This is a genomic window from Kitasatospora sp. NPDC048298, assembly GCF_043201465.1.
GTDB lineage: Bacteria > Actinomycetota > Actinomycetes > Streptomycetales > Streptomycetaceae > Kitasatospora.
In genome coordinates this window covers 27,701-48,966 of sequence record NZ_JBICYZ010000076.1, presented here as the reverse complement: position 1 = coordinate 48,966, position 21,266 = coordinate 27,701, and the positions used below count along the sequence as shown (strand labels likewise).

16 protein-coding genes are annotated in these 21,266 nt (G+C 73.0%); 4 read left to right on the top strand and 12 right to left on the bottom strand.

The window, feature by feature from the left end:
• Positions 1-140 precede the first annotated feature (140 nt).
• The 3 genes from ACGF0D_RS36995 to ACGF0D_RS36985 form a co-directional block, all read right to left on the bottom strand.
• A complete protein-coding gene (locus tag ACGF0D_RS36995) occupies positions 141-1,334 on the bottom strand; it encodes an RtcB family protein (RefSeq protein WP_392923940.1) in 1,194 nt (397 codons plus the stop codon).
• A gap of 321 nt (positions 1,335-1,655) precedes the next feature.
• On the bottom strand, positions 1,656-3,020 hold the full coding sequence (locus tag ACGF0D_RS36990) for a M16 family metallopeptidase (protein WP_392923950.1): 1,365 nt from the start codon (positions 3,018-3,020) through the stop codon (positions 1,656-1,658).
• Positions 3,021-3,040: 20 nt separating this feature from the next.
• Positions 3,041-4,375 (bottom strand): M16 family metallopeptidase, encoded by a 1,335-nt coding sequence (locus ACGF0D_RS36985; RefSeq protein ID WP_392923938.1) that lies wholly within the window; start codon positions 4,373-4,375, stop codon positions 3,041-3,043.
• A gap of 308 nt (positions 4,376-4,683) precedes the next feature.
• Here ACGF0D_RS36985 and ACGF0D_RS36980 point away from each other — a divergent pair, with 308 nt between their 5' ends.
• Positions 4,684-7,134 carry a DNA topoisomerase (ATP-hydrolyzing) subunit A gene (locus ACGF0D_RS36980; RefSeq protein ID WP_392923936.1) on the top strand — a complete coding sequence of 817 codons (2,451 nt, stop codon included), beginning with the start codon at positions 4,684-4,686 and terminating at the stop codon, positions 7,132-7,134.
• A gap of 265 nt (positions 7,135-7,399) precedes the next feature.
• Positions 7,400-8,302 (top strand): sucrase ferredoxin, encoded by a 903-nt coding sequence (locus tag ACGF0D_RS36975; RefSeq protein ID WP_392883712.1) that lies wholly within the window; start codon positions 7,400-7,402, stop codon positions 8,300-8,302.
• A gap of 67 nt (positions 8,303-8,369) precedes the next feature.
• On the opposite strand, the gene ACGF0D_RS36970 is transcribed toward ACGF0D_RS36975, so the two are convergent.
• Genes ACGF0D_RS36970 through ACGF0D_RS36960 form a run of 3 tightly spaced genes read right to left on the bottom strand, consistent with a single transcriptional unit; the run spans position 8,370 to position 11,176 of the window.
• Positions 8,370-9,446 carry an ABC transporter substrate-binding protein gene (locus ACGF0D_RS36970; protein ID WP_392923934.1) on the bottom strand — a complete coding sequence of 359 codons (1,077 nt, stop codon included), beginning with the start codon at positions 9,444-9,446 and terminating at the stop codon, positions 8,370-8,372.
• A gap of 37 nt (positions 9,447-9,483) precedes the next feature.
• On the bottom strand, positions 9,484-10,377 hold the full coding sequence (locus ACGF0D_RS36965; protein ID WP_392923931.1) for an ABC transporter permease: 894 nt from the start codon (positions 10,375-10,377) through the stop codon (positions 9,484-9,486).
• The gene (locus ACGF0D_RS36960) at positions 10,367-11,176 is read right to left on the bottom strand and encodes an ABC transporter ATP-binding protein (RefSeq protein WP_392883708.1); all 810 of its coding nucleotides are present in this window, start codon (positions 11,174-11,176) and stop codon (positions 10,367-10,369) included. Before ACGF0D_RS36960 ends, ACGF0D_RS36965 begins: the two co-directional genes overlap by 11 nt.
• Before the next feature lie 249 nt (positions 11,177-11,425).
• Between ACGF0D_RS36960 and ACGF0D_RS36955 the strand changes: the two genes are divergently transcribed.
• Both ACGF0D_RS36955 and ACGF0D_RS36950 read left to right on the top strand, forming a co-directional pair.
• Positions 11,426-13,021, top strand: coding sequence for an ATP-binding protein (locus ACGF0D_RS36955; RefSeq protein WP_392923928.1), 1,596 nt, complete (start codon positions 11,426-11,428; stop codon positions 13,019-13,021).
• Entirely contained in the window at positions 13,021-13,707 is a 687-nt protein-coding gene (locus tag ACGF0D_RS36950) for a response regulator (RefSeq protein ID WP_392923948.1), read from the top strand. Before ACGF0D_RS36955 ends, ACGF0D_RS36950 begins: the two co-directional genes overlap by 1 nt.
• Positions 13,708-13,862: 155 nt before the next feature.
• Here the strand turns inward: ACGF0D_RS36950 and ACGF0D_RS36945 are convergent, their stop codons facing one another.
• The 6 genes from ACGF0D_RS36945 to ACGF0D_RS36920 all read right to left on the bottom strand — a co-directional run bounded on the left by ACGF0D_RS36945 (position 13,863) and on the right by ACGF0D_RS36920 (position 21,103).
• Positions 13,863-15,647, bottom strand: a complete 1,785-nt coding sequence (locus ACGF0D_RS36945; protein WP_392883704.1) for a cation acetate symporter — start codon at positions 15,645-15,647, stop codon at positions 13,863-13,865.
• A complete protein-coding gene (locus ACGF0D_RS36940) occupies positions 15,644-16,270 on the bottom strand; it encodes a DUF485 domain-containing protein (RefSeq protein WP_392923926.1) in 627 nt (208 codons plus the stop codon). Before ACGF0D_RS36940 ends, ACGF0D_RS36945 begins: the two co-directional genes overlap by 4 nt.
• A 125-nt stretch (positions 16,271-16,395) precedes the next feature.
• A complete protein-coding gene (locus tag ACGF0D_RS36935) occupies positions 16,396-17,091 on the bottom strand; it encodes a response regulator (protein WP_392883701.1) in 696 nt (231 codons plus the stop codon).
• A complete protein-coding gene (locus ACGF0D_RS36930; RefSeq protein WP_392883754.1) occupies positions 17,088-18,221 on the bottom strand; it encodes a sensor histidine kinase in 1,134 nt (377 codons plus the stop codon). Before ACGF0D_RS36930 ends, ACGF0D_RS36935 begins: the two co-directional genes overlap by 4 nt.
• A gap of 108 nt (positions 18,222-18,329) precedes the next feature.
• Positions 18,330-18,815, bottom strand: coding sequence for a DUF1453 domain-containing protein (locus tag ACGF0D_RS36925; RefSeq protein WP_392923924.1), 486 nt, complete (start codon positions 18,813-18,815; stop codon positions 18,330-18,332).
• Positions 18,816-18,991: 176 nt separating this feature from the next.
• Entirely contained in the window at positions 18,992-21,103 is a 2,112-nt protein-coding gene (locus ACGF0D_RS36920; RefSeq protein ID WP_392923921.1) for a type IIA DNA topoisomerase subunit B, read from the bottom strand.
• Between the last annotated feature and the right edge of the window lie 163 nt (positions 21,104-21,266).

Below are 21,266 nucleotides of genomic sequence, written 5' to 3'. Positions count from 1 at the left end.
GACCCCCCCGCCCCCCCCCCCCCCCCCCCCCCCCGGGGGCCCCGGGGGCCCCCCCCCCCCCCCCCCCGCGGGGCGCCCCCCCCCCCCCCCCCCGGGGGGGGGCCCCCCCCCCGGGGGGCCCCACCCCGATCGGCTTTCGGTCAGCCCTTCACGCAGACGACCTGCTTGAGGTGCGCGACCACCTCGACGAGGTCCTTCTGCTGCTCGATGACCTTCTCGATGTTCTTGTAGGCACCCGGGATCTCGTCCACCACGCCGCCGTCCTTGCGGCACTCCACGCCCTTGGTCTGCTCGACCAGGTCCTGGGTGGTGAACCGCTTCTTCGCCGCGTTGCGGCTCATCTTGCGGCCAGCGCCGTGCGAGGCGGAGTTGAACGACGCCGCGTTGCCCAGGCCGCGGACGATGTAGGAACCCGTCCCCATGGAACCCGGGATGATCCCGAGGTCCCCGGAGCCGGCCCGGATCGCGCCCTTGCGGGTCACCAGCAGGTCGACGCCGTCGTACCGCTCCTCCGACACGTAGTTGTGGTGGCAGCTGATCACCTCGTCGAAGGCGACCTCCGCCTTTGTGAACTCCCGCCGGACGACGTCCTGGAACAGCGCCATCATCACCGCGCGGTTGTGCTTCGCGTACTCCTGCGCCCAGAAGAGGTCCTGGCGGTAGGCCGCCATCTCCGGGGTCTTCCCGAGGAAGACGGCCAGGTCCTGGTCGATCAGGCCCTGGTTGTGCGGCAACGCGCGGGCGGTGCTCATGTGGTGCTCGGCCAGCTCCTTGCCGATGTTGCGGGAACCGGAGTGGAGCATCAGCCAGACCGCATCAGTCGTATCGACGCACAGTTCTATGAAGTGATTTCCTCCGCCGAGCGTGGCCATCTGCTGCATCGCCCGCTCGCGGCGCCACCTGACGTCCTCCGCGATGCCGTCGAAACGCCGCCAGAAGTCGTCCCAGCCCGCCGCGCGGAAGCCCTGCAGCTTCGCCGGGTCGACCGGGTCGGTGTGCAGGCCGCGGCCGACCGGGATGGCCCGCTCGATCTCGCGGCGCAGGCCGGAGAGGTCGTCCGGGAGGTCCTTGGCGGTGAGCGAGGTCTTCACCGCGCTCATGCCGCAGCCGATGTCGACGCCGACGGCCGCCGGGCAGACCGCGTCCTTCATGGCGATGACGGAGCCGACGGTGGCGCCCTTGCCCAGGTGGACGTCGGGCATCACCGCGAGGCCGTGCAGCCAGGGCAGGGAGCTGATGTTGCGCAGCTGCTGCAGGGCCTGGCCCTCGACCGTCGCCGGGTCGGTCCACATCCGGATCGGCACCCGGACGCCGGGCACCTCGGTGTACGTCATGGTCGAACGACCTCCAGAGGTCGGGAAGTTCACGTGAGGATGCTGCCGCGCGTGGAATCCCGGCGCGGCTCGGGGAAGTTCAGGGGGTGGGGCTCAGCGGCCCAGGGCGACGGGACAGGGGGAATACGGCCGTGGGGAGCGTCGTATGACTCGCTCGACCCGCATGGTGACCGCCTCCCTTCCTTCGTCGCCGGTTCGCACGTGCTGTGCGCCGGGGAACATCTATCCACGGAACGGGGGCGGCCCGCAACGGATTTAACAACGCGTCCGGCCCGGCGGAGCGGGTGCTCCACCGGGCCGGACGGGGATCCGACGGACGGATCAGCTGACGACGGTGACCTCGCCGATGCCGAGCGCCCGCACGTCGTCGGCGATCACGGCGGCGTCGCCGACCAGGACGGTGACGAGGCGGTCCGGCGGGAAGGCCGCGACGACCGCCTCGGTGGCGGCGGCGGTGGGCAGTTCGGCGAGCTGCCGGTAGACCTCGGCCTGGTAGTCGTCCGGCAGGTGCTGCTCGACCTGGTCGGCCAGGGTGCCGGCGACCGAGCCCGCGGTCTCGTACTTCAGCGGGGCGACGCCGACCAGGAACTGCACGGCCTCGTCGCGCTCGGCGTCGGTGAGGCCCTCGGCGGCGAGGGTGCGCAGGATGGTCCAGGTGTCGGCCAGCGCGGGGGCGGTGGAGGCGGTGTCCACCGAGCCGCTGATGGCGAGCATCGCGCGTCCGCTGCCGTCGGCGGCCGAGCGCAGCGGCTGGGCGAAGGCCCGCACGCCGTAGGTGTAGCCCTTCTCCTCGCGCAGGACGCGGTCGAGGCGGGAGGTGAGGGTGCCGCCCAGGCAGTAGGTGCCGAGGATCTGGGCGGCCCAGAGCGGGTCGTGGCGGTCGGGCCCGATCCGGCCGATGAGCAGCTGGGTCTGGACGGAGCCGGGGCGGTCCACGATGACGACGCGGCCGCGGTCGTCGCCGGTGACCGGGGCGTGGGCGGACGGCTCGGCGGCCGCCGCGGTCCAGGTGCCGAGGGTGCTCTCCAGCAGCGCGGGCAGGTCGACGCCGGTGAGGTCGCCGACGACCACGACGGTGCTGGTCGCGGGGCGCACGTGGGCGTCGTAGAAGGCCTTGACGGCCGCGCGGTCGATCGACTTGACGGTGTCGGCGGTGCCGGCGCGGGGCCGGGAGAGCCGGTCGGCGGCGTCGAACAGCTCGGCGTACAGGGCCTTGGCGGCGCGCCGGGCGGGGTTGGCCTGCTCGTGGACGATCTCGTCCAGGCGGTTGGCGACCAGCCGCTCGATCTCCGCCTCGGGCAGGGCGGGGGCGCGCAGGGCGTCCGCCAGCAGGGACAGACCGCGCTGGAGCCGGGAGGCGGGGACCTCCAGGGAGATCCGGATGCACGGGTGGTCGGCGTGGGCGTCGAGGGTGGCGCCGGCGCGCTCCAGCTCGGCGGCGAACTCCTCGGCGCTGAGGGTGTCGGTGCCCTCGCTGAAGGCGCGGGCGAGGATGCCGGCGATGCCGTCGAGACCGTCGGGCTCGGCGGCGAGCGGGGCGTCGAGCAGCACCTCGACGGCGACCAGCTGCTGGCCGGGCCGGTGGCAGTGCAGGACGGTGATGCCGTTGCCGAGGGCGGCCCGCTCGGGGGCGGGGAAGTCCCAGGGGCTGGGCGTGCCCGGCTGGGGCTGCGGGTGGAAGGTCATGGCGGGGACGTAGTCGGTGCTCATACGGCGGCACCCTCCTCTTCGGAAGCGGCGTCGGTCTCGGCGGCGGTGGGCTCGTAGACGAGGACGGCCCGGTTGTCGGGGTGGAGCCGGGCCTTGGCGATGGCCTGGACCTCCTCGGCGGTGACGTCGAGGACCTTGGGGAGGGCGTCGTTGAGCAGCTTGGGGTCGCCGAACAGGACGGCGAAGCGGCACAGTTCGTCGGCACGGCCGGCGACGGTGGTGAGCCGGTCGAGCCACTCGCGCTCGATCTGGGCCTGGGCGCGTTCGAGTTCCTCGGCGGTGGGGCCCTCGGCGGCGAAGCGGGCGAGCTCCTCGTCGACGGCGGTGCCGATCTGCTCGACGGTGGCGTCGCCGGAGGTCTTGACGTCGAGCCAGCCGAGGCTGGGGGCGCCGGCCAGGCGCAGCAGGCCGAAGCCGGCGGCGACGGCGGTGCGGTCGCGGCGGACCAGCCGGTTGTAGAGGCGGCTGGACTCGCCGCTGCCGAGGATGGTGAGGGCGAGGTCGGCGGCGTCGGCCTCGCGGGTGCCGTCGTGCGGGAGCCGGTAGGCGGCCATCAGGGCGCGCGAGGGGACGTCCTCGTGGATCTCCTCGCGGATCTCGCGGCCGATGGTCTCGGGGAGTTCGCCGGAGCGCGGCGGCTGCTTGCCGTCGTGTGCGGGGATGGAGCCGAAGTACTTCTCGACCCAGGCGACGGTCTGCTCGGGGTCGATGTCGCCGACGATGGACAGGACGGCGTTGTTGGGCGCGTAGTACGTCCGGAAGAACGCGCGGGCGTCTTCCAGGGTGGCCGCGTCGAGGTCGGCCATGGAGCCGATCGGGGTGTGGTGGTACGGGTGGCCGTCGGGGAAGGAGAGCGCGGTGAGCTTCTCGAAGGCGGTGCCGTACGGGACGTTGTCGTAGCGCTGGCGGCGCTCGTTCTTGACGACGTCGCGCTGGTTCTCCATGGACGTCTCGTCGAGCGCGGCGAGCAGCGAGCCCATTCGGTCGGCCTCCAGCCAGAGGGCGAGCTCCAGCTGGTGGGCGGGCATGGTCTCGAAGTAGTTGGTGCGCTCGAAGCTGGTGGTGCCGTTGAGCGAGCCGCCGGCGCCCTGGACGAGCTCGAAGTGCCCGTTGTTGGAGACGTTGGCCGAGCCCTGGAACATCAGGTGCTCGAAGAGGTGGGCGAGGCCGGTGCGGCCCTTGACCTCGTGGCGGGAGCCCACGTCGTACCAGAGGCAGACGGCGGCGACCGGGGTGAGGTGGTCCTCGGAGAGGACGACGCGCAGGCCGTTGGCCAGGCGGTGCTCGGTGATGGCGATGCCTCGGCTGGAGGCGGGGGCCGGGTTGGCCATGCGCTCGGGTCCTTCCCGTCGTCGATGTCGGGGGTTCATGTGGCGTCCCCCATTGTGGTGCAACGCGCGAGAGCCGTGTTCGTGTCCGCGCGGAGGGGGGCGTTCGCCAGGGGCGGAAGAGGGCCGCTGACCGGGAGTGTCGGCCCGAGGGTCCACAATGGGGGCGCCGCGCCCTGTCGACGGTGCCCGGTTGACGGGTCCGGCGGCTGGGGCGGCGAGGAGACGGCCGACGTTCGCCCCACGGCGCGCGGCGGCCGGCCGAGACGGACCGAGACACAGCCAGCGACACGTAAGGGAGCCCCGCCGCGATGGCCCGCCGCAGTTCGCAGACCCCGCCGCCCGGAGACTTCGAGGAGCGGATCCTCGACGTCGACGTCGTGGACGAGATGCAGGGCTCCTTCCTGGAGTACGCCTACTCGGTGATCTACTCGCGTGCGCTGCCCGACGCGCGGGACGGCCTGAAGCCGGTGCACCGCCGCATCCTGTACCAGGCCAACGAGATGGGCCTGCGCCCGGACCGCGCGCACGTGAAGTGCGCCCGCGTGGTGGGCGAGGTGATGGGCCGGCTGCACCCGCACGGTGACGCGTCCATCTACGACTCGGTGGTGCGCATGGCGCAGCCGTTCTCGATGCGGCTGCCGCTGATCGACGGGCACGGCAACTTCGGTTCGCTGGGCAACGACGACCCGCCGGCCGCGATGCGCTACACCGAGTCGCGGCTGACGGCCGCGTCGATGGCGATGGTGGAGTCGATCCACGAGGACACCGTCGACTTCGGTCCGAACTACGACGGCAGCGAGCAGGAGCCGCTGGCGCTGCCGGCCGCGTTCCCGAACCTGCTGGTGAACGGCGCCACGGGCATCGCGGTGGGCATGGCGACGAACATGCCGCCGCACAACCTGTCCGAGGTGGTGGCCGCGGCCCGGCACCTGATCAAGCACCCGAACGCGGACCTGGACACGCTGATGCGGTTCGTGCCCGGTCCGGACCTGCCGACCGGTGGACGGGTCGTGGGCCTGTCGGGCATCCGGGACGCGTACGAGTCGGGCCGCGGCACCTTCAAGATCCGGGCGACGACGTCGGTGGAGGCGGTGACGGCCCGCCGCAAGGGCATCGTGGTCACCGAGCTGCCGTACAACGTCGGCCCGGAGAAGGTCATCTCGAAGATCAAGGACCTGGTCAACGCGAAGAAGCTCCAGGGCATCGCGGACGTCAAGGACCTGACCGACCGCGAGCACGGGCTGCGGCTGGTCATCGAGGTGAAGAACGGCTTCGTGCCGGAGGCGCTGCTGGAGCAGCTGTACAAGCTGACGCCGATGGAGGAGACCTTCGGCATCAACAACGTGGCGCTGGTGGACGGGCAGCCGCTGACGCTGGGGCTGAAGGAGCTGCTGGAGGTCTACGTCGACCACCGCTTCACCGTGGTGCGCCGGCGCAGTGACTTCCGCCGCCGCAAGCGCGAGGAGCGGCTGCACCTGGTCGAGGGCCTGCTGGTGGCGCTGCTCGACATCGACGAGGTCATCGCGATCATCCGGTCGAGTGACAACGCGCAGCAGGCGAAGGAGCGCCTGATGGAGCGCTTCTCGCTGTCGGAGACGCAGACGGCGTACATCCTGGACACCCCGCTGCGGCGGCTGACCCGCTTCGACCGGGTGGAGCTGGAGCAGGAGAAGGCGAAGCTGACCACGGAGATCGCGGAGCTGACCGAGATCCTGGAGTCGGACACCAAGCTGCGCAGTGTGGTGTCGTCCGAACTGGGCGCGGTGGCGAAGCAGTTCGGCACGGAGCGGCGCACGGTGCTGCTGGAGGCGGGGGCGGTTCCGTCGGCGGCGCTGGCGGTGCCGCTGGAGGTCGCGGACGACCCGTGCCGGGTGCTGCTGTCGTCGACGGGGCTGCTGGCGCGGACGACGGACGGCGAGCCGTTCGAGGTGTCGGAGAAGCGGGCGAAGCACGACGTGATCGTGTCGGCGGTGCACGCGACGGCGCGGGCGGACGTGGGTGTGGTGACGTCCGCGGGCCGGGTGCTGCGGCTGCCGGTGATCGACCTGCCGGCGCTGCCTCCGACGCCGTCGCCGACGCTGGCGGGCGGGGCCGCGGTGGGCGAGTTCCTGCGGCTGGAGGCCGGGGAGCGGGTGCTGGCGCTGACCACGCTGGACGAGTCCTCGCCGGGGCTGGCGCTGGGCACGCTGCAGGGCGTGGTGAAGCGGGTGGTGCCGGAGTGGCCGGCGAACAAGGACGAGTTCGAGGTGATCGCCCTCAGGGAGGGTGACGAGCTGGTGGGCGCGGTCGAACTGCGCACCGGCGAGGAGGACCTGGTCTTCATCGCCTCGGACGCCCAGCTGCTGCGCTACCCGGCGGGCCAGGTGCGTCCGCAGGGCCGTCCGGCGGGCGGCATGGCGGGCATCAAGCTGTCGGACGGCGCCCGGGTGCTGTCCTTCACGGCGGTGGATCCGGCGGCGGACGCGGTGGTGGTCTCGGTGGCCACGGCCACGGGCACGCTGTCCGACGGCGAGCAGACGACCTGGAAGGTCACCCCGTTCGAGCAGTACCCGCGCAAGGGCCGTGCCACCGGTGGTGTGCGCTGCCAGCGCTTCCTGCGCGGTGAGGACGGCCTGGCCTTCGCCTGGGCCGGTGCCGCCCCGGCCCGTGCCGCCACCGCCAAGGGCGCCCCGGTCGAGCTGCCCGAGCGTGACCCGCGCCGCGACGGCTCCGGCACTCCGGTCACCACCCCGATCGCGGTGGTCGCCGGCCCGGCGTAGCGGCTCTCGCCCTCGCTTGGGCGGAGGGGTACCGGAAGTCGTCCGGTACCCCTCCGCTTTGTCGTGCCCGTCCGGCCGGGAGTGCGGACCCGTCTTCCGCGAGGTCGCGGTGCTCGGCACCGACCGGGTCCACCTGCCGCTGCCGGACGAGTCCCGGCGGCCTCCCGGCCCTCTCCGTGCTCCGCCAGGAGGCGGTGGCGCGGCGGGTGAGGGCCGCCTTCGGGTGTTCACGTGGGGGTGATCAGGTGAGGGTAGCCTTGCCCAAGTGAGCACCTGTGCGACCGTGTCGCGTGAACTTTCGGAGCCGCTGGCCGCGACGGCGGCGGTGGCCACCACCTGGCTGCTGGTGGAGCAGAACGGACCGTGGGGCGCGAAGGCGCTGGGCGAGAGCCACCTGGACGCCGCGGTCGGGCGGGCGCTGGAGGCGGCAGCGGCCGGGACGGGCGTGCGGGTGGCGCTGATCCGCCGGCCCGGGCGGCACGCCGACTGCCTGCCGACCGCGCGCCACGAGGTGCTGGTGGCACACACCGTGCCCGGCCGCGGCTGGGTGCGCCGGGCGGGGGTGACGGATCCGGCGGAGCTGCTGGAGCTGGATTTCGCGGCGCTGGGCGCCGGTGACCACACCGGTTTCGGGGCGGAGCACGTCGGCGGCCCGGTGGCCCTGGTGTGCACCAACGGGCGCCGGGACCGCTGCTGCGCGCTGCTGGGCCGTCCGCTCGCGGCGGAGCTGGCCGCGGCCGGGCACAGCGAGGTGTGGGAGGTCACCCACCTGGGCGGGCACCGCTTCTCCCCCACCATGCTGGTGCTGCCGTACGGCTACGCGTACGGGCGGCTGACGCCGGAGACCGCCAAGGAGGTGCTGGCGGCGACGGCGGCCGGGCACACGGTGCCGGAGTGGTCGCGCGGCTGCTCGGGCTGGGAGCGTCCGGGCCAGGCGGCCGAGCACGCGGTGCGGCTGGCCACCGGCGAGACGGGGATGGACGTGCTGACGCTCACCCAGCGGCCGGACGGCGAGGGCCGCTGGCTGGTGACGGTGCTGCACCGGGACGGGCGGTCCTGGGAGGTGGACGTGATCGAGACGGTCAGCGAGCCGGCGCGTCCGGAGAGTTGCGGCAAGGCGGCGGGGACGCCCTCCCGGATGGAGGTGCTGTCGGTCCGGGGCCTGTGACGAGCGGCCCCGCGCCCGTGGGGGTGAGCGCGGGACCGCTGCGGCCGGAGCCGTGGCCGCCGGGGTGTCAGCCCGCGGCCTTGGCGACGAACTCCGTGGTGTACGTCTTCGCCAGGTCGATCGACCCCTCCTTGCCCTTGACGTCCGGGTGGAACGCGGCGAGCACCGCGAGCACGGTCTTCGGCCCGTCGGCCGGCATCACGCCGTCCGTGGTGAACATCGGCAGCGTCGCCTTGATCGCCGCCGCGTACTGTTCGGCGCCGCCCTGCGCGTAGTCGGCGGGCATCTTCGCGGCGATCTCCTCGGGGCTGTGGGTGGCCATCCACTTCAGGGTCTTCACGAAGGCGTCGGCGAGCTTCTGGGTGGTGTCCCTGTTCTTCTCCACCCAGTCGGTGTTCATGTACAGCGACGAGGACGGGTAGAGGCCGCCGAGCGCCTCGCGCGAGCCCTCGGGGGTGCGCATGTCGTAGAGGACCTTGCCGAGGCCCTTGTCCAGGACGGCGGCGACGGTCGGGTCGGTGGTCATCCCGGCGTCGATGCTGCCCTGCTGGAGCGCGGCGATGAAGGTCTGGCCGGCGCCGACCGCGATCGGGCTGAACTCGCTGACGGCGGTGCCGTTCTTGACCGCGAGGTACTTGGTGAGGAAGTCGGTCGAGGAGCCGATGCTGGTGACACCGAGCTTCCTGCCCTTGAAGTCGGCGCCGGACCTGATCGCGTCGGCCTGCTTGGCGGAGACCACCTCGACCTCGCCGGGCGCCTGGGCGAACTGCACCACGGACTCGACCTTCTTGCCCTTGGCCTGGAGGTCGATGGTGTGGTCGTAGAAGCCGACGGCGCCCTGGACGTCCCCGGCGAGCAGCGCGGTGGTGGCGTTGACGCCGGCGGGCTCGGTCATCAGCTCGACGTTGACGCCGGCCTCGGCGAAGAAGCCGAGCCGCTGGGTGAGCATCGCGGGCAGGTAGATGACCTTGTCCAGGCCACCGACCATGATCTTGACCTTGGGCCCGTCGACCTGCTGCCCGGCGGGGGCAGCGACGGCTCCGTGGCCGGCGGTGGCGGCGTCGTTGGCGCAGGCGGAGAGCGGGAGGAGCAGGACGGCGGCGAGGGCGGCCGCGGCTGCTCTGCCGGTCGGGTTGGGGCGCATGGGTGGGGGCCTCTTTCTCGGTTCTGGCAGGGGGAGTTCAGCGGCCGTCGCCCGCGTCGGCGGGCTTCCAGCGGAACAGCTTCTTCTCGGCGAAGGTCAGCAGCCCCTCGGTGAGCAGCGCGACGACGGCGAGGATGGTCATGGCCGCGTACACGCCCGCGGCGTTGAAGGTGCCCTGGGCGGCCGCGACGAGCAGGCCGAGGCCCTTGGTGGCGCCGATGTACTCGCCGACGATGGCGCCGATCAGCGCGAAGCCGAAGCTGACGTGCAGGCTGGTGAAGATCCAGGTGGTGGCGGCGGGGATGACCACCTGGAGGGTGACCCTGCGGTTGTCGGCGCCGAGGATGCGGGCGTTGGCGACGAGGTTGCGGTCCACCTCGCGGGCGCCCTGGAAGGCGTTGAAGAACACCGGGAAGAACACCAGCACCACCGCGGAGGCGACCTTGGAGGCCGGGCCCAGGCCGAACCAGATCAGGAAGATCGGCGCGAGCACGATCCGCGGGATGGCGTTGAGCACCTTGATGTACGGCCCGAACACGTCGGCCAGGAAGCGGATCCGGCCGAGCGCGATGCCCAGCAGCACACCGCCGACGACGCCGATCACCCAGCCGGTGAGGGCCTCGTAGAGGGTGTAGCCGATCTGCTCGCCGAGCGAGCCCTGGGCGGTGCCGTGGGTGATCCACTGCCATATCTGGTCCCAGATCCTCGACGGCTGGGAGAAGTTGAACGGGTCGATGACGTCCGTACGGGCGCAGACCTCCCACAGTCCGAGGAAGGCGAGCAGCACCGCGGCCCGGGCGCCGTGGACGAGCGACTTCCGTTGGCGGGCGGCCCGTTCGCGGGCCTCGGTTCTCGTCGTGACGGCCGTGGGTTTCCCGGCGCCGGCCGGCACGGACTCGGATGCGGACGCGGACTCGGTCTCAAGCGGCACGACCCGCTCCTCTCTCCCTGGTGATGCGCACCTCTTCGCCGAGCGAGGCCCAGATCTCGCGGTACAGCTCGACGAACCTCGGCTCCAGCCGGACGGCCTCCACGGTGCGCGGGCGCGGCAGGTCGACGGTGAAGACCTCCTTGACGGTGGCGGGGCCGGCCGTCATGACGACGACCCGGTCGGCGAGCGCGATGGCCTCGTCCAGGTCGTGGGTGACGAAGACGACGGACGAGCCCGTACCGGCCCACAGCTCCAGCAGCTGGTCCGACATCAGCGCCCTGGTCTGCACGTCCAGCGCCGAGAACGGCTCGTCCATCAGCAGGATCGCCGGGTCGTTGACGAAGGTCTGGGCGAGCGCGACGCGCTTGCGCATGCCGCCGGACAGCTGGTGCGGGTAGCGGTCCTCGAACGCGGCCAGGCCGACCCGGCCGAGCCAGTCCCGGGCCCGCTCCCTGGCCTCGGCGGCGGGCACGCCGCGGAAGCGCGGGCCGGCCGTCACGTTGGACAGGACGGTGCGCCAGGGGAAGACGGCGTCCTGCTGGAAGACGAAGCCGACCTTGGGGTCGATCCCGCGCACGGGCTCGCCGTACACCCTGACCTCGCCCTCGGTGGGCTCCTCCAAGCCGCTGACCAGGGTCAGCGTGGTGGACTTGCCGCAGCCTGTGGGGCCGACGACGGCGACGAACTCGCCTTGGGCGACGGTCAGATCGAGATCGCGGACGGCGGTGTGCAGCGCCCCGGACGGGGTGCGGAACCGTTTGGTCGCGCCGGTCAGCTCGATCGCCGGGGTGTTGCTCATGTCCATCCTCCGGGGTCTGTGCCTGCCCCGGAAAGGTAGGAGCGGGCCCGGCCCCGGCGGGAGCCTTCTTCGCGTAGTGCGACTTCTCCGCATAGAGGGGTGTTCTGCTCGTTTTGCTTCCGCTACAACTGCGGGGACGCGGCTGACAGAAACGCCCCGGAAACATAGGGTGTCCCGACCCACCCACCGGCGCCCCCGACCGCCCTCCGAGGACGCCCGATCCCCCGCAGCCGCCGAGAGGAGGCCCGGATGAAGCTCCCCCGCGGACCCCGCCGGGTCTTCGCCCAGCTGCTGCTGAGCCAGACCGTCGTCACCGTCGGGGTCACCGCCGTGACCGCCGGGCTGTTCCTGGCCCCGGTCAGCAGCGAGCTGGACCACGACGCGATGCAGCGGGCGCTGTCGATCGCCCAGGCCACCGCCACCGACGAGAGCATCGCCCGGGCCGCCGCCGCCCGCGACGTGGTGGCCGCGCAGCGCAACGCCGAGCAGATCCGGCTGGCCACCGGCGCCAGCTTCGTGGTGGTCACCGACCTGGACGGCATCCGGCTCTCGCACACCGACCCGGGCCGGATCGGCCAGCGGGTCAGCACCGACCCGGAGCCGGCCCTCAGCGGCCGCAGCGTCACCGCCATCCAGGAGGGCACCCTGGGCCGCACCGCCCGCGGCAAGGTGCCGCTGCGGATGGCGGACGGCCGGATCGTCGGCGAGGTGTCGGTCGGCATCAGCGACGACTCGATCCGCCGCCGGCTGCTGACGATGCTCACCGGGATCCTGCTGTGCGCGGCCGCCGGCCTGACCGCCGGAACGATCGCCACCCTGCTCCTCGCCCGCCGCCTCAAGCGCCGCACCCACAACATCGCGTTGGCCGACATCTCCGCGCTGCTGGTGGAGCGGGAGGCGATGCTGCACGGCATCCGCGAGGGCATGGTCGCGCTGGACGAGCGCGGCCGGATCCGGCTGGCCAACGACGAGGCCCTGCGGCTGCTCGGCCTGCCCGAGGACTGCGCCGGCCGCCCGATCGGCGCGGTGCTGCCGCCCGGCCGGCTGGCGGACGTGCTCGCCGGACGGATCCCCGGCACCGACCTGCCGGCCGTCCGGGACGACCGCGTCCTGGTGGTGAACCGGATGGCCACGCCCGAGGGAGGCGCGGTGGTGACCCTCCGCGACCGCACCGAACTGGAGTCGCTGGTCCGCGAGTTGGACACCACCCGCAGCCTCACCGAGGCCCTGCGGGCCCAGGACCACGAGCACGCCAACCGGATGCACACCCTGCTGGGCCTGCTGGAGCTGGGCCGCCACGAGCAGGCGGTGGCGTTCATCTCGGAGCAGTCCGGCTCGCACGCGGTGGTCGCCGCGCGGATCGCCGAGCAGGTGCAGGACCCGCACGTGGCCGCACTGCTGGCGGGCAAGACCGCGGTGGCGGGCGAGCGCGGGGTACGGCTGGCGCTGGCCCCGGCGGCGCACCTGCCGGACGCCGTGGTGGACGCCCGGGCACTGGTCACGGTGCTCGGCAACCTGATCGACAACGCGGTGGACGCGCTGGCCGCGGGCGGCGGGGGCCGGGTGGAGGTGAGCCTGGCCGCGGCCGGCCCGACCCTGCTGCTGCAGGTCGCGGACAGCGGCCCGGGGGTGCCGGAGGAACTGCGCGAGCAGGTCTTCGAAGAGGGGTGGACCAGCAAGGACGCGCCCGCGCACCGTCCGCGCGGGCTGGGGCTGGCGATGGTGCGGCGGCTGGTCGAACGGACCGGCGGCCGGATCGTGCTCGACGGCGGGCCGCTCGGCGGCGCCCGCTTCACCGTCGAGCTGCCCGAGGCCCTGCTCACCACTCGGCTCGTGGAGGCATGATGATCGACGTACTCGTGGTGGACGACGACTTCCGGGTCGCGGACGTGCACGCCGCGTACGTGGCGAAGGTCCCGGGCTTCCGGGTGACCGGCACCGCGCACTCGGCCGGGGAGGCACTGGCCGCCGTGGAGCGCCGCCCGGTGGACCTGCTGCTGCTCGACCACCACCTGCCCGACGAGACCGGCCTGGCCCTGGTGCGCCGCCTGCGGGACCGCCAGGTGGCCTGCGACGTGATGATGGTGACGGCCGCCCGGGACGTGTCGACGGTGCACGCCGCGATGCAGCACGGCGCGCTCCAGTACCTGGTCAAGCCGTTCACCTTCGCCGGACTGCGGGAGAAGCTGGTGGCGTACGCACAGCTGCGGCACGCGCTCGCCGCCCCGGCCAGGGAGGCCGGCCAGGACGAGGTGGACCGGCTGTTCGCGACCCTGCGCAGCGCCGCCGCCCCGGCCGGAACGCTCCCCAAGGGCCACTCGGCGCCCACCACCGACCTGGTGATGGGCGTGCTGCGCCGGGCCGGCCGGCCGCTCTCCGCCCAGGAGGTCGCCGAGGCCACCGGGCTGAGCCGGTCCACCGCGCAGCGCTACCTCAAGCAGCTGGAGCGGGACAGCCGGCTGCGGCTGACCCTGCGGTACGGCGACACCGGCCGCCCGGAGCACCGCTACGCGCCGGCGGCCCGGGCCTGAGGCGCCCCCGGTTCCGGCCCGGGGCCGGACAGGGGGCCGGACAGGGGGCCGGACAGGGGGCCGGACAGGGGGCCGGACAGGGGGCCGGACAGGGGGCCGGACAGGGGGGAACCCCGGCGGCCCCAGGCCCGCCGGGGTTCCCCGGGCGCGACGGCTCAGGCCGCGCCCGCACCGGTGAGGGCACGTACCTCCAGCTCGGCGAACCGGTCCGGGTCGGCGGGCTCGGACGAGGTGACCGTCCCGATCCAGCCGGCCAGGAAGCCGAGCGGGATGGAGACGATGCCCGGGTTCTCCAGCGGGAACCAGTGGAAGTCGACGCCCGGGAACAGCGCCTCGGCGGAACCGGACACCACCGGCGAGAAGATCACCAGCGCGATCGCCGGGATCAGCCCGCCGTACACCGCCCAGACCGCGCCGCGCGCGGTGAACCGCGACCAGAACAGGCTGTACAGCAGCACCGGCAGGTTGGACGAGGCGGCGACGGCGAAGGCCAGGCCGACCAGGAAGGCGACGTTCAGCTGCTGGGCGAAGAGGCTGATCACGATCGCCGTCGCACCGATCCCGGCGGCGGCGATCCGGGCGACCACCACCTCCTGCTGCTCGCTGACCTCGGACACCGACTCCTTCGCCGCCCGGGAGGACGGGACGGCCTCGCCGCGGCGGCGCCGCCCGTGGCCGTCCTGCGTCTGCTCGCGCCCCGGCCGGGCGCGCCAGGCGCCGGCCCAGATGTCGTGGGCGAACGCGGCCGAGGAGGCCAGGGTCAGCCCGGCGACCACCGCGAGGATGGTGGCGAAGGCAATCGCCGAGATCAGCGCGAACAGCACCACCCCACCGGTGCTGCCGTTGCCGCCGCCGAGCGTCAGGGCGAGCAGCGGAACGGCGGTGTTCCCGGCCGAGTTGGCGTGCCGCACCTCGGCCGAGCCGATCAGCGCGGTGGCACCGAGGCCGAGCACGATCGCCATCAGGTAGAAGCTGCCGACCAGACCGATCGCCCACATCGTGGAGCGGCGGGCGGCCCGCGCGGTGGGCACCGTGTAGAAGCGGGACAGGATGTGCGGGAGGCCGGCGGTGCCGAGCACCAGGCCGAGGCCGAGGCTGACGAAGTCCAGCCGGCTGGTGAGGCTGCCGCCGTACTTGAGCCCGGGCTCCAGGTAGCGGTGCCCGGCGCCGCTGTGCTGGGCGGCCTGGCGCATCAGCTCGCCGAGGTCCCCGTGGAAGCGGACCACCAGCAGCACGGTGAGCAGGACCGAACCGCCGGTCAACAGGAAGGCCTTGATGATCTGGATCCAGGTGGTGGCCCGCATCCCGCCGATGGTGACGTAGACGATCATCAGGGCGCCGACGGCGATGATGGTCCAGGTGCGGGCGTGCGGACTGCCGGTGCCGAGCAGCAGGGCGACCAGCGAGCCGGCGCCGACCATCTGGGCCACCAGGTAGAGCAGGGTGACCACGACGCTGGCGCCGCCGGCCGCGGCGCGCACCCTGCGGCGGCGCAGCCTCAGCGCGAGCACGTCGGCAAGGGTGTACCGGCCGGCGTTGCGGACGAGTTCGGCGACCAGCATCAGCACCACCAGCCAGGCGACCAGGAAGCCGATGCTGTAGAGCACGCCGTCGTAGCCGTACAGCGCGATCAGCCCGGCGACGCCCAGGAAGGAGGCGGCGGAGAGGTAGTCCCCGGAGAGCGCGAAGCCGTTCTGCAGCGGGGTGAAGTCGCGGCCGCCGGCGAAGAAGTCCTCGGCGGCGTTGCCCTGGCGGCCGACCCAGAGGGTGACCCCCAGGGTGACCAGGACGACGACGGCGAACAGCGCGATCGCGAGCGAGTGGTGGTCGCCGGTGGGGGCGACGGGCGGCGGGGTGGCGGTCGTCACCGCGGTGCGTACCGCGGTCCGTACGGCGGCCACGGCGGCGTCGGTGGGCATGGTGGGCATCACGGTCGTCATCGCAGTTGGTCCTGGGTGTCCCAGCGCAGGCCCAGGGCGGCGCGGTCGCGCTTGGTCCGGGAGTTGCGGGCGTAGAGCCAGGTGAGCAGGAAGGTCGAGGCGAACTGCAGCAGGCCCAGCAGCCAGGCCACGTTGAGCGGACCGGCCACCGTCCTGCGCATCAGGTCGGGGGCTCCGGCCTGGGCGGCGACGAACAGCAGGTACCAGGCGAGGAAGGCGCTGGTGATCGGGAAGACGAAGGTCCGGTAGCTGCGGCGGATCTGCCGGAACGTGTCGCTGGCCTGGACCGCCCGGTAGACCTCGGTGCGGTCGGCGACCGGCTCCTCGTCAAGTGGCGGGTGCGGTACGGCCGGTGACTTCCGGTCGTCGGGGGTGGTCTGGGCGAACGGCTCGTCGGCGGCCCCGTGGACCGGTGCGCCGACGGCCACTGACCCGACGACGGCCTCTGCCGACTGGGCCGTACGGGCGTGGTCCGTACGGTCGGGGCCCGACTGCGCCGGTACCGCCGTCCGGCGGTGCGCGGCCGATGGCTCGGCGGACTCAACGGGGGTGCCGGCGGCCGGAGCGGCCCACCAGTCGAATTGCTGTCCCGGTCCGGGACTGCTCGTCTGCTGCTGTGGCACTGCTGCTCCTGGACGGCCGGATGTTCTGACCCGAACCATGATGGCGGCCCCCGGACAGCGCCCCTGACCATCGCAGATACGTTCACTCGATGAGGTGATCGATCATCCGACAGACACTCATCCGACTACTGCTGCGTCCCGGTGATTCCGTGTCGGAAGGCGTAGGCGACCGCCTGCGCCCGGTCCCGCACCGCCGTCTTGGCGAACAGGTTGTTGATGTGGGTCTTCACGGTCGCCGGGCTGACGAACAGCCGCCGGGCGATCTCGGCGTTGGACAGCCCCTCGGCGATCAGCGCCAGCACCTCGGCCTCCCGGACGGTCAGCCCGTCGGGCAGCTCCCCCGGCCGCGCCGCGGGCCGCTCGGCGGTCTTCCCGGAGCCGGTCGGCTGCTCCGAAAGCCTTTCCAGCAGGCGGAGTTGGACCTGCGGGGAGAGCCCGGCCGCGCCCGAGCGGACGTCCGCGATGGCCCTCGCGATCTCCTCGGCGCCGGCGTCCTTGGTGAGGTAGCCGCGGGCCCCTGCCTGGAGCGCCGGGAACAGCGAGTCGTCGTCGGCGTAGGTGGTGAGCACCACCACCTCGGTCTCCGGGTGCGCGGCGCGGATCCGCCGGGTCGCCTCGACGCCGTCGCAGCGCGGCATCCGCAGATCCATCAGCACCACGTCCGGGTGATGACGCTCCACCAGGGCGACTGCCTCCTCCCCGTCCCCCGCCGCACCGACCACCTCGATGCCGGGCAGCAGCCCCAGCAGCATCACGATGCCCTCGCGCACCACCGTCTGGTCGTCCGCGACCAGCACCCTGGTCGCCCCCGCCGCCGTCATGCCGGCACCCGCAGCAGCACGCGCCACCCTCCGTCCTCCGGGCCCGCCAGCAGCGTGCCGCCGAGCAGTTCCGCGCGTTCGCGCATTCCCAGCAGACCGTACCCACTGCCGCTGTCGGCCAACTCCCCCGGCTGCGGCCGGTCCTCGGACGGGCCGCGCGGCGGCCGGGCGTTGCGCACCTCCAGCTCCACCACCCCCTCCAGGTAGCGCAGTCGGACGGAGCAGCGGGCGCCGGCCGCGTGCTTGCGGACGTTGGTCACCGCCTCCTGCGCGGTGCGCCGCACCGCGAGGGCGGCCTCGGCGGCGAGCGGCCGGGGCGTGCCGGTGACGGTGAGCTCGGCGCGCTCCCGCCCTGCCAGCTCGACCAGGAACTCCCCGACCGGGGTGAACTCCCCGCGCAGCGCGGACAGCGCCTGCCGGGTCTCGGCCAGCCCGTCCTGCGCCATCCGCCGTGCGGCGACGACCCGTTCGCGGATCTGCTCGCGGTCCGTCCCGGCGTCCAGCATCAGGCGGGCCGCCTCCAGGTGGACGAGCTGCGCGGACAGGCTGTGGGCGAGCACGTCGTGGATCTCCCGGGCGATCCTGGCCCGTTCGGCGAGCGCCGCGCTCTCCGCCTCGGCGGCCCGGGCGGCCCGCTCCTGGGCGAGCAGCCGGCGGGAGGTGCCGCGCGCCTCGATGTCCAGCCGCAGCAGGTAGCCGAGCAGGGTGATCCCGCCGACGGTGGCCGCGATGCTGAGCCAGCTCGACGTGGTCACCGCCGCGTACGAGGCCAGCGAGGCCGCCGCGGTGATCAGCCCGGGCGCGGGCGGCATCCGGACCAGCGCCATCACCGCCAGGCCGTACCAGAGCACGTCGGCGAGCAGGGTCGCCCCACCGGTGTTGGCCAGCCAAGCGGCGCCGACCAGCGCCCCGGTCAGCAGGTACGCGGGCAGCGCACGCTGCTCCCGGGTGGCGCGCAGCCAGGCCGCGCAGAGCCCGAAGGCCGCGACCAGTCCGGCCGTCGCGGCCACCGCCGCCCAGCCGGCGTACCTGCCGTCGGCGAGGGTCCCCCAGGTGACGGTGGCCACCAGCACGATGCGGCCCAGCACGGTCAGGGCCCGCCGCGGCCGGCTCTCGGCCTCGCGGTCCATCCCCTCGCGGGACGGCCAGCGGGTCCAGTACCAGCCGGCCACGGCTGCCTCCTCGGTGCTCAGGGCGGTGCTCACGGCGATGGGTCGGTGCGGCGGGATCGGTGCGGTTCAGTGCAGGAGGGCGGTGGGGGGCGTGGGCTCCAGCGCCCGGGCCCTCCAGTTCACCACGAGCGAGCGGACCAGCAGCAGGACCGCCATGCCGAGCATCAGGGAGCTGCCGGACTGGTGGACGTGCAGCGCCCCGCCGATCCCGTACAGGCCGAGCCGGATGGCGAGCATCCCGATCCAGGCGGCGACCGTGGCCTTGGTGCCCTTGAGCATGACCGAGCCGTCCGCGGCCCGCCAGAGCCGTACGGTCCAGCCCCAGACGGAGCCCATCGCGAGCACGGCGACCAGCCCGGCGGCCAGCAGGCCCCCGGACAGCACGGCGTGCCGGTGGTCGATGATCTGCGGGTCCCGCAGCGCGAGCGCGCCCAGGATCAGCGGAAGGATCCAGAAGCGGCGCTCGGAGTCCAGGCGCTGCACGCGCATCTGGCGCCGGACGACCAGGACCAGCACCGCGGCGATCACGAGCAGGTTGGTGAGGGTGGTCATCGGACGACTCCGTCCCGTGGAGAGGCTTGTTGCTGACCTCTCCGACGCTACGGATTCGCCCGTTCCCGCTGATCGGAGCCGGGGTGGACCCCGGGTGGAACGCGAACGGCCGGCCCTCCACCCACGGGTGGAGGCCCGGCCGGACGGGACGCGCGGGCGCACGCGGGGCGCCCGCGTCAGGCGTCGATGCGCGAGCGGTCCAGGGTGGCCGCCGAGTCCACGATGAACTCCTTGCGCGGGGCGACGTCGTTGCCCATCAGCAGGTCGAAGATCCTCTCGGCCTGCTCCAGGTCGCCCAGGTTGATCCGGCGCAGCGTGCGGTGGCGCGGGTCCATGGTGGTCTCGGCCAGCTGGTCGGCATCCATCTCGCCCAGACCCTTGTAGCGCTGCACCGGCTCCTTCCAGCGCTGCCCCTTGCGCTGGAACTCCAGCAGCGTGGAGCGCAGTTCGGCGTCGGAGTAGGTGTAGTGGTACTTCTCCTGGCCGCGCTTGGGGTTGGTGAGCTCGATCCGGTGCAGCGGCGGCACGGCGGCGAAGACCCGGCCCTGCTCGACCATCGGCCGCATGTAGCGGTGGAAGAGGGTGAGCAGCAGGGTGCGGATGTGCGAGCCGTCGACGTCGGCGTCGGCCATGAAGATGACCCGGCCGTAGCGGGCCTGGTCGATGTCGAAGGTGCGGCCGGAACCGGCCCCTATCACCTGGATGATCGCGGCGCACTCGGCGTTCTTGAGCATGTCGCTCACCGAGGCCTTCTGGACGTTGAGGATCTTGCCGCGGATCGGCAGCAGCGCCTGGAACTCGGAGTTGCGGGCGAGCTTGGCGGTGCCGAGCGCGGAGTCCCCCTCGACGATGAACAGTTCGCTGCGGTCGACGTCGTCGCTGCGGCAGTCGGCCAGCTTGGCGGGCAGCGAGCTGGTCTCCAGCGCGGTCTTCCGGCGCTGGGCCTCCTTGTGCTGCCGGGCGGCGACCCGGGTGCGGGCGGCCGCGACGACCTTGTCCAGCACGGCCCTGGCCTGGAGCTTCTGGTCCTTCTTGGCCGAGGTGAGGAAGGCCTTGAGCTCCTTGGCGACGACGGCGGCGACGATCCGGTTGGCCGCCGAGGTGCCGAGCACCTCCTTGGTCTGGCCCTCGAACTGCGGCTCGGCGAGCCGGACGGTGACCACCGCGGTGAGGCCCTCGGTGGCGTCGTCCTTGGTGATGTCGTCCTCGGCCACGCGCAGCAGCTTGCTCGCGCGCAGCGCCTCGTTGACCGTCTTGGCCAGCGAGCGCTCGAAACCGGTGACGTGGGTGCCGCCCTTGGGGGTGGCGATGATGTTGACGAAGGAGCGCAGGGTGGTGTCGTAACCGGCGCCCCAGCGCAGCGCGATGTCCACGCCGAGGGTGCGGGTGACCTCGGTGGGGGTCATGTGGCCGAGGTCGTCCAGGACCGGCACGGTCTCCTTGAAGGTGCCCTCGCCGCGCAGCCGCAGCACGTCGCAGACCGGCTTGTCGGGGGCCAGGAACTCGCAGAACTCGGCGATGCCGCCGTCGTAGCGGAAGAGCGACTCCTCGATCTGCTCGCTCTCGGTGAGGCGTTCGTCACGCACCACGATGGTCAGGCCGGGGACCAGGAAGGCGGTCTGCCGGGCGCGGCTGTGCAGCGTCTCCAGGGAGAGCTTGGCGTCCTTGAGGAAGATCTGCCGGTCGGCCCAGTAGCGGATCCGGGTGCCGGTGCGGGTCTTGGGCACCTTGCGGGCCCTGGTCAGGCCGTTGCCGGGCTCGAAGGGCGCGTCCGGGCTGGTCTCGGTGAAGATGCCGGGGGTGCCGCGGCGGAAGCTGATCGCGTGGGTGTGCCCACCGCGGTCGACCTCGACGTCGAGGCGGGCGGAGAGCGCGTTGACGACCGAGGCGCCGACACCGTGCAGACCGCCGGAGGCCGCGTAGGAGCCGCCGCCGAACTTGCCGCCGGCGTGCAGCTTGGTCATCACGACCTCGACGCCGGACAGCCCGGTCTTGGGCTCGACGTCGACCGGGATACCGCGCCCGTTGTCCCGGACCTCGACCGAGGAGTCGGGGTGCAGCACGACGTCGATGCGGTCGCAGTAGCCGCCGAGCGCCTCGTCGACGGAGTTGTCGATGATCTCCCAGAGACAGTGCATCAGGCCGCGGCTGTCGGTCGAGCCGATGTACATGCCCGGGCGCTTGCGGACCGCCTCCAGGCCCTCCAGGACGAGCAGGTGCCGCGCGGTGTAGTTGGAACCGTCGTCGCCGGCCAGCAGCGCGGACGGCACGGTCGTTTCGGCACTCACGCGGCACTCTCCTCGGTGAAGTTCTGTCTCATCGGTCACATCCGGACGCATCCGGACCAAACGCCAGTGCAGCACGCCGCACCGACACCCGTCGCCCTGCGTGCCCGATCCCCTGCACCGGGTGCACAGCACGGCGGGCCGGCCCCGCGCAGCTTGTACGCGC

What these genes read in the sequence shown, in the direction of transcription:
- ACGF0D_RS36995 (WP_392923940.1), bottom strand. Translation starts at nt 1,334, where the DNA reads ATGACGTACACCGAGGTGCCCGGCGTCCGGGTGCCGATCCGGATGTGG.
- ACGF0D_RS36990 (WP_392923950.1), bottom strand. Translation starts at nt 3,020, where the DNA reads ATGACCTTCCACCCGCAGCCCCAGCCGGGCACGCCCAGCCCCTGGGAC.
- ACGF0D_RS36985 (WP_392923938.1), bottom strand. Translation starts at nt 4,375, where the DNA reads ATGGCCAACCCGGCCCCCGCCTCCAGCCGAGGCATCGCCATCACCGAG.
- ACGF0D_RS36980 (WP_392923936.1), top strand. Translation starts at nt 4,684, where the DNA reads ATGGCCCGCCGCAGTTCGCAGACCCCGCCGCCCGGAGACTTCGAGGAG.
- ACGF0D_RS36970 (WP_392923934.1), bottom strand. Translation starts at nt 9,446, where the DNA reads ATGCGCCCCAACCCGACCGGCAGAGCAGCCGCGGCCGCCCTCGCCGCC.
- ACGF0D_RS36960 (WP_392883708.1), bottom strand. Translation starts at nt 11,176, where the DNA reads ATGAGCAACACCCCGGCGATCGAGCTGACCGGCGCGACCAAACGGTTC.
- ACGF0D_RS36955 (WP_392923928.1), top strand. Translation starts at nt 11,426, where the DNA reads ATGAAGCTCCCCCGCGGACCCCGCCGGGTCTTCGCCCAGCTGCTGCTG.
- ACGF0D_RS36950 (WP_392923948.1), top strand. Translation starts at nt 13,021, where the DNA reads ATGATCGACGTACTCGTGGTGGACGACGACTTCCGGGTCGCGGACGTG.
- ACGF0D_RS36945 (WP_392883704.1), bottom strand. Translation starts at nt 15,647, where the DNA reads ATGACGACCGTGATGCCCACCATGCCCACCGACGCCGCCGTGGCCGCC.
- ACGF0D_RS36935 (WP_392883701.1), bottom strand. Translation starts at nt 17,091, where the DNA reads ATGACGGCGGCGGGGGCGACCAGGGTGCTGGTCGCGGACGACCAGACG.
- ACGF0D_RS36930 (WP_392883754.1), bottom strand. Translation starts at nt 18,221, where the DNA reads ATGGACCGCGAGGCCGAGAGCCGGCCGCGGCGGGCCCTGACCGTGCTG.
- ACGF0D_RS36925 (WP_392923924.1), bottom strand. Translation starts at nt 18,815, where the DNA reads ATGACCACCCTCACCAACCTGCTCGTGATCGCCGCGGTGCTGGTCCTG.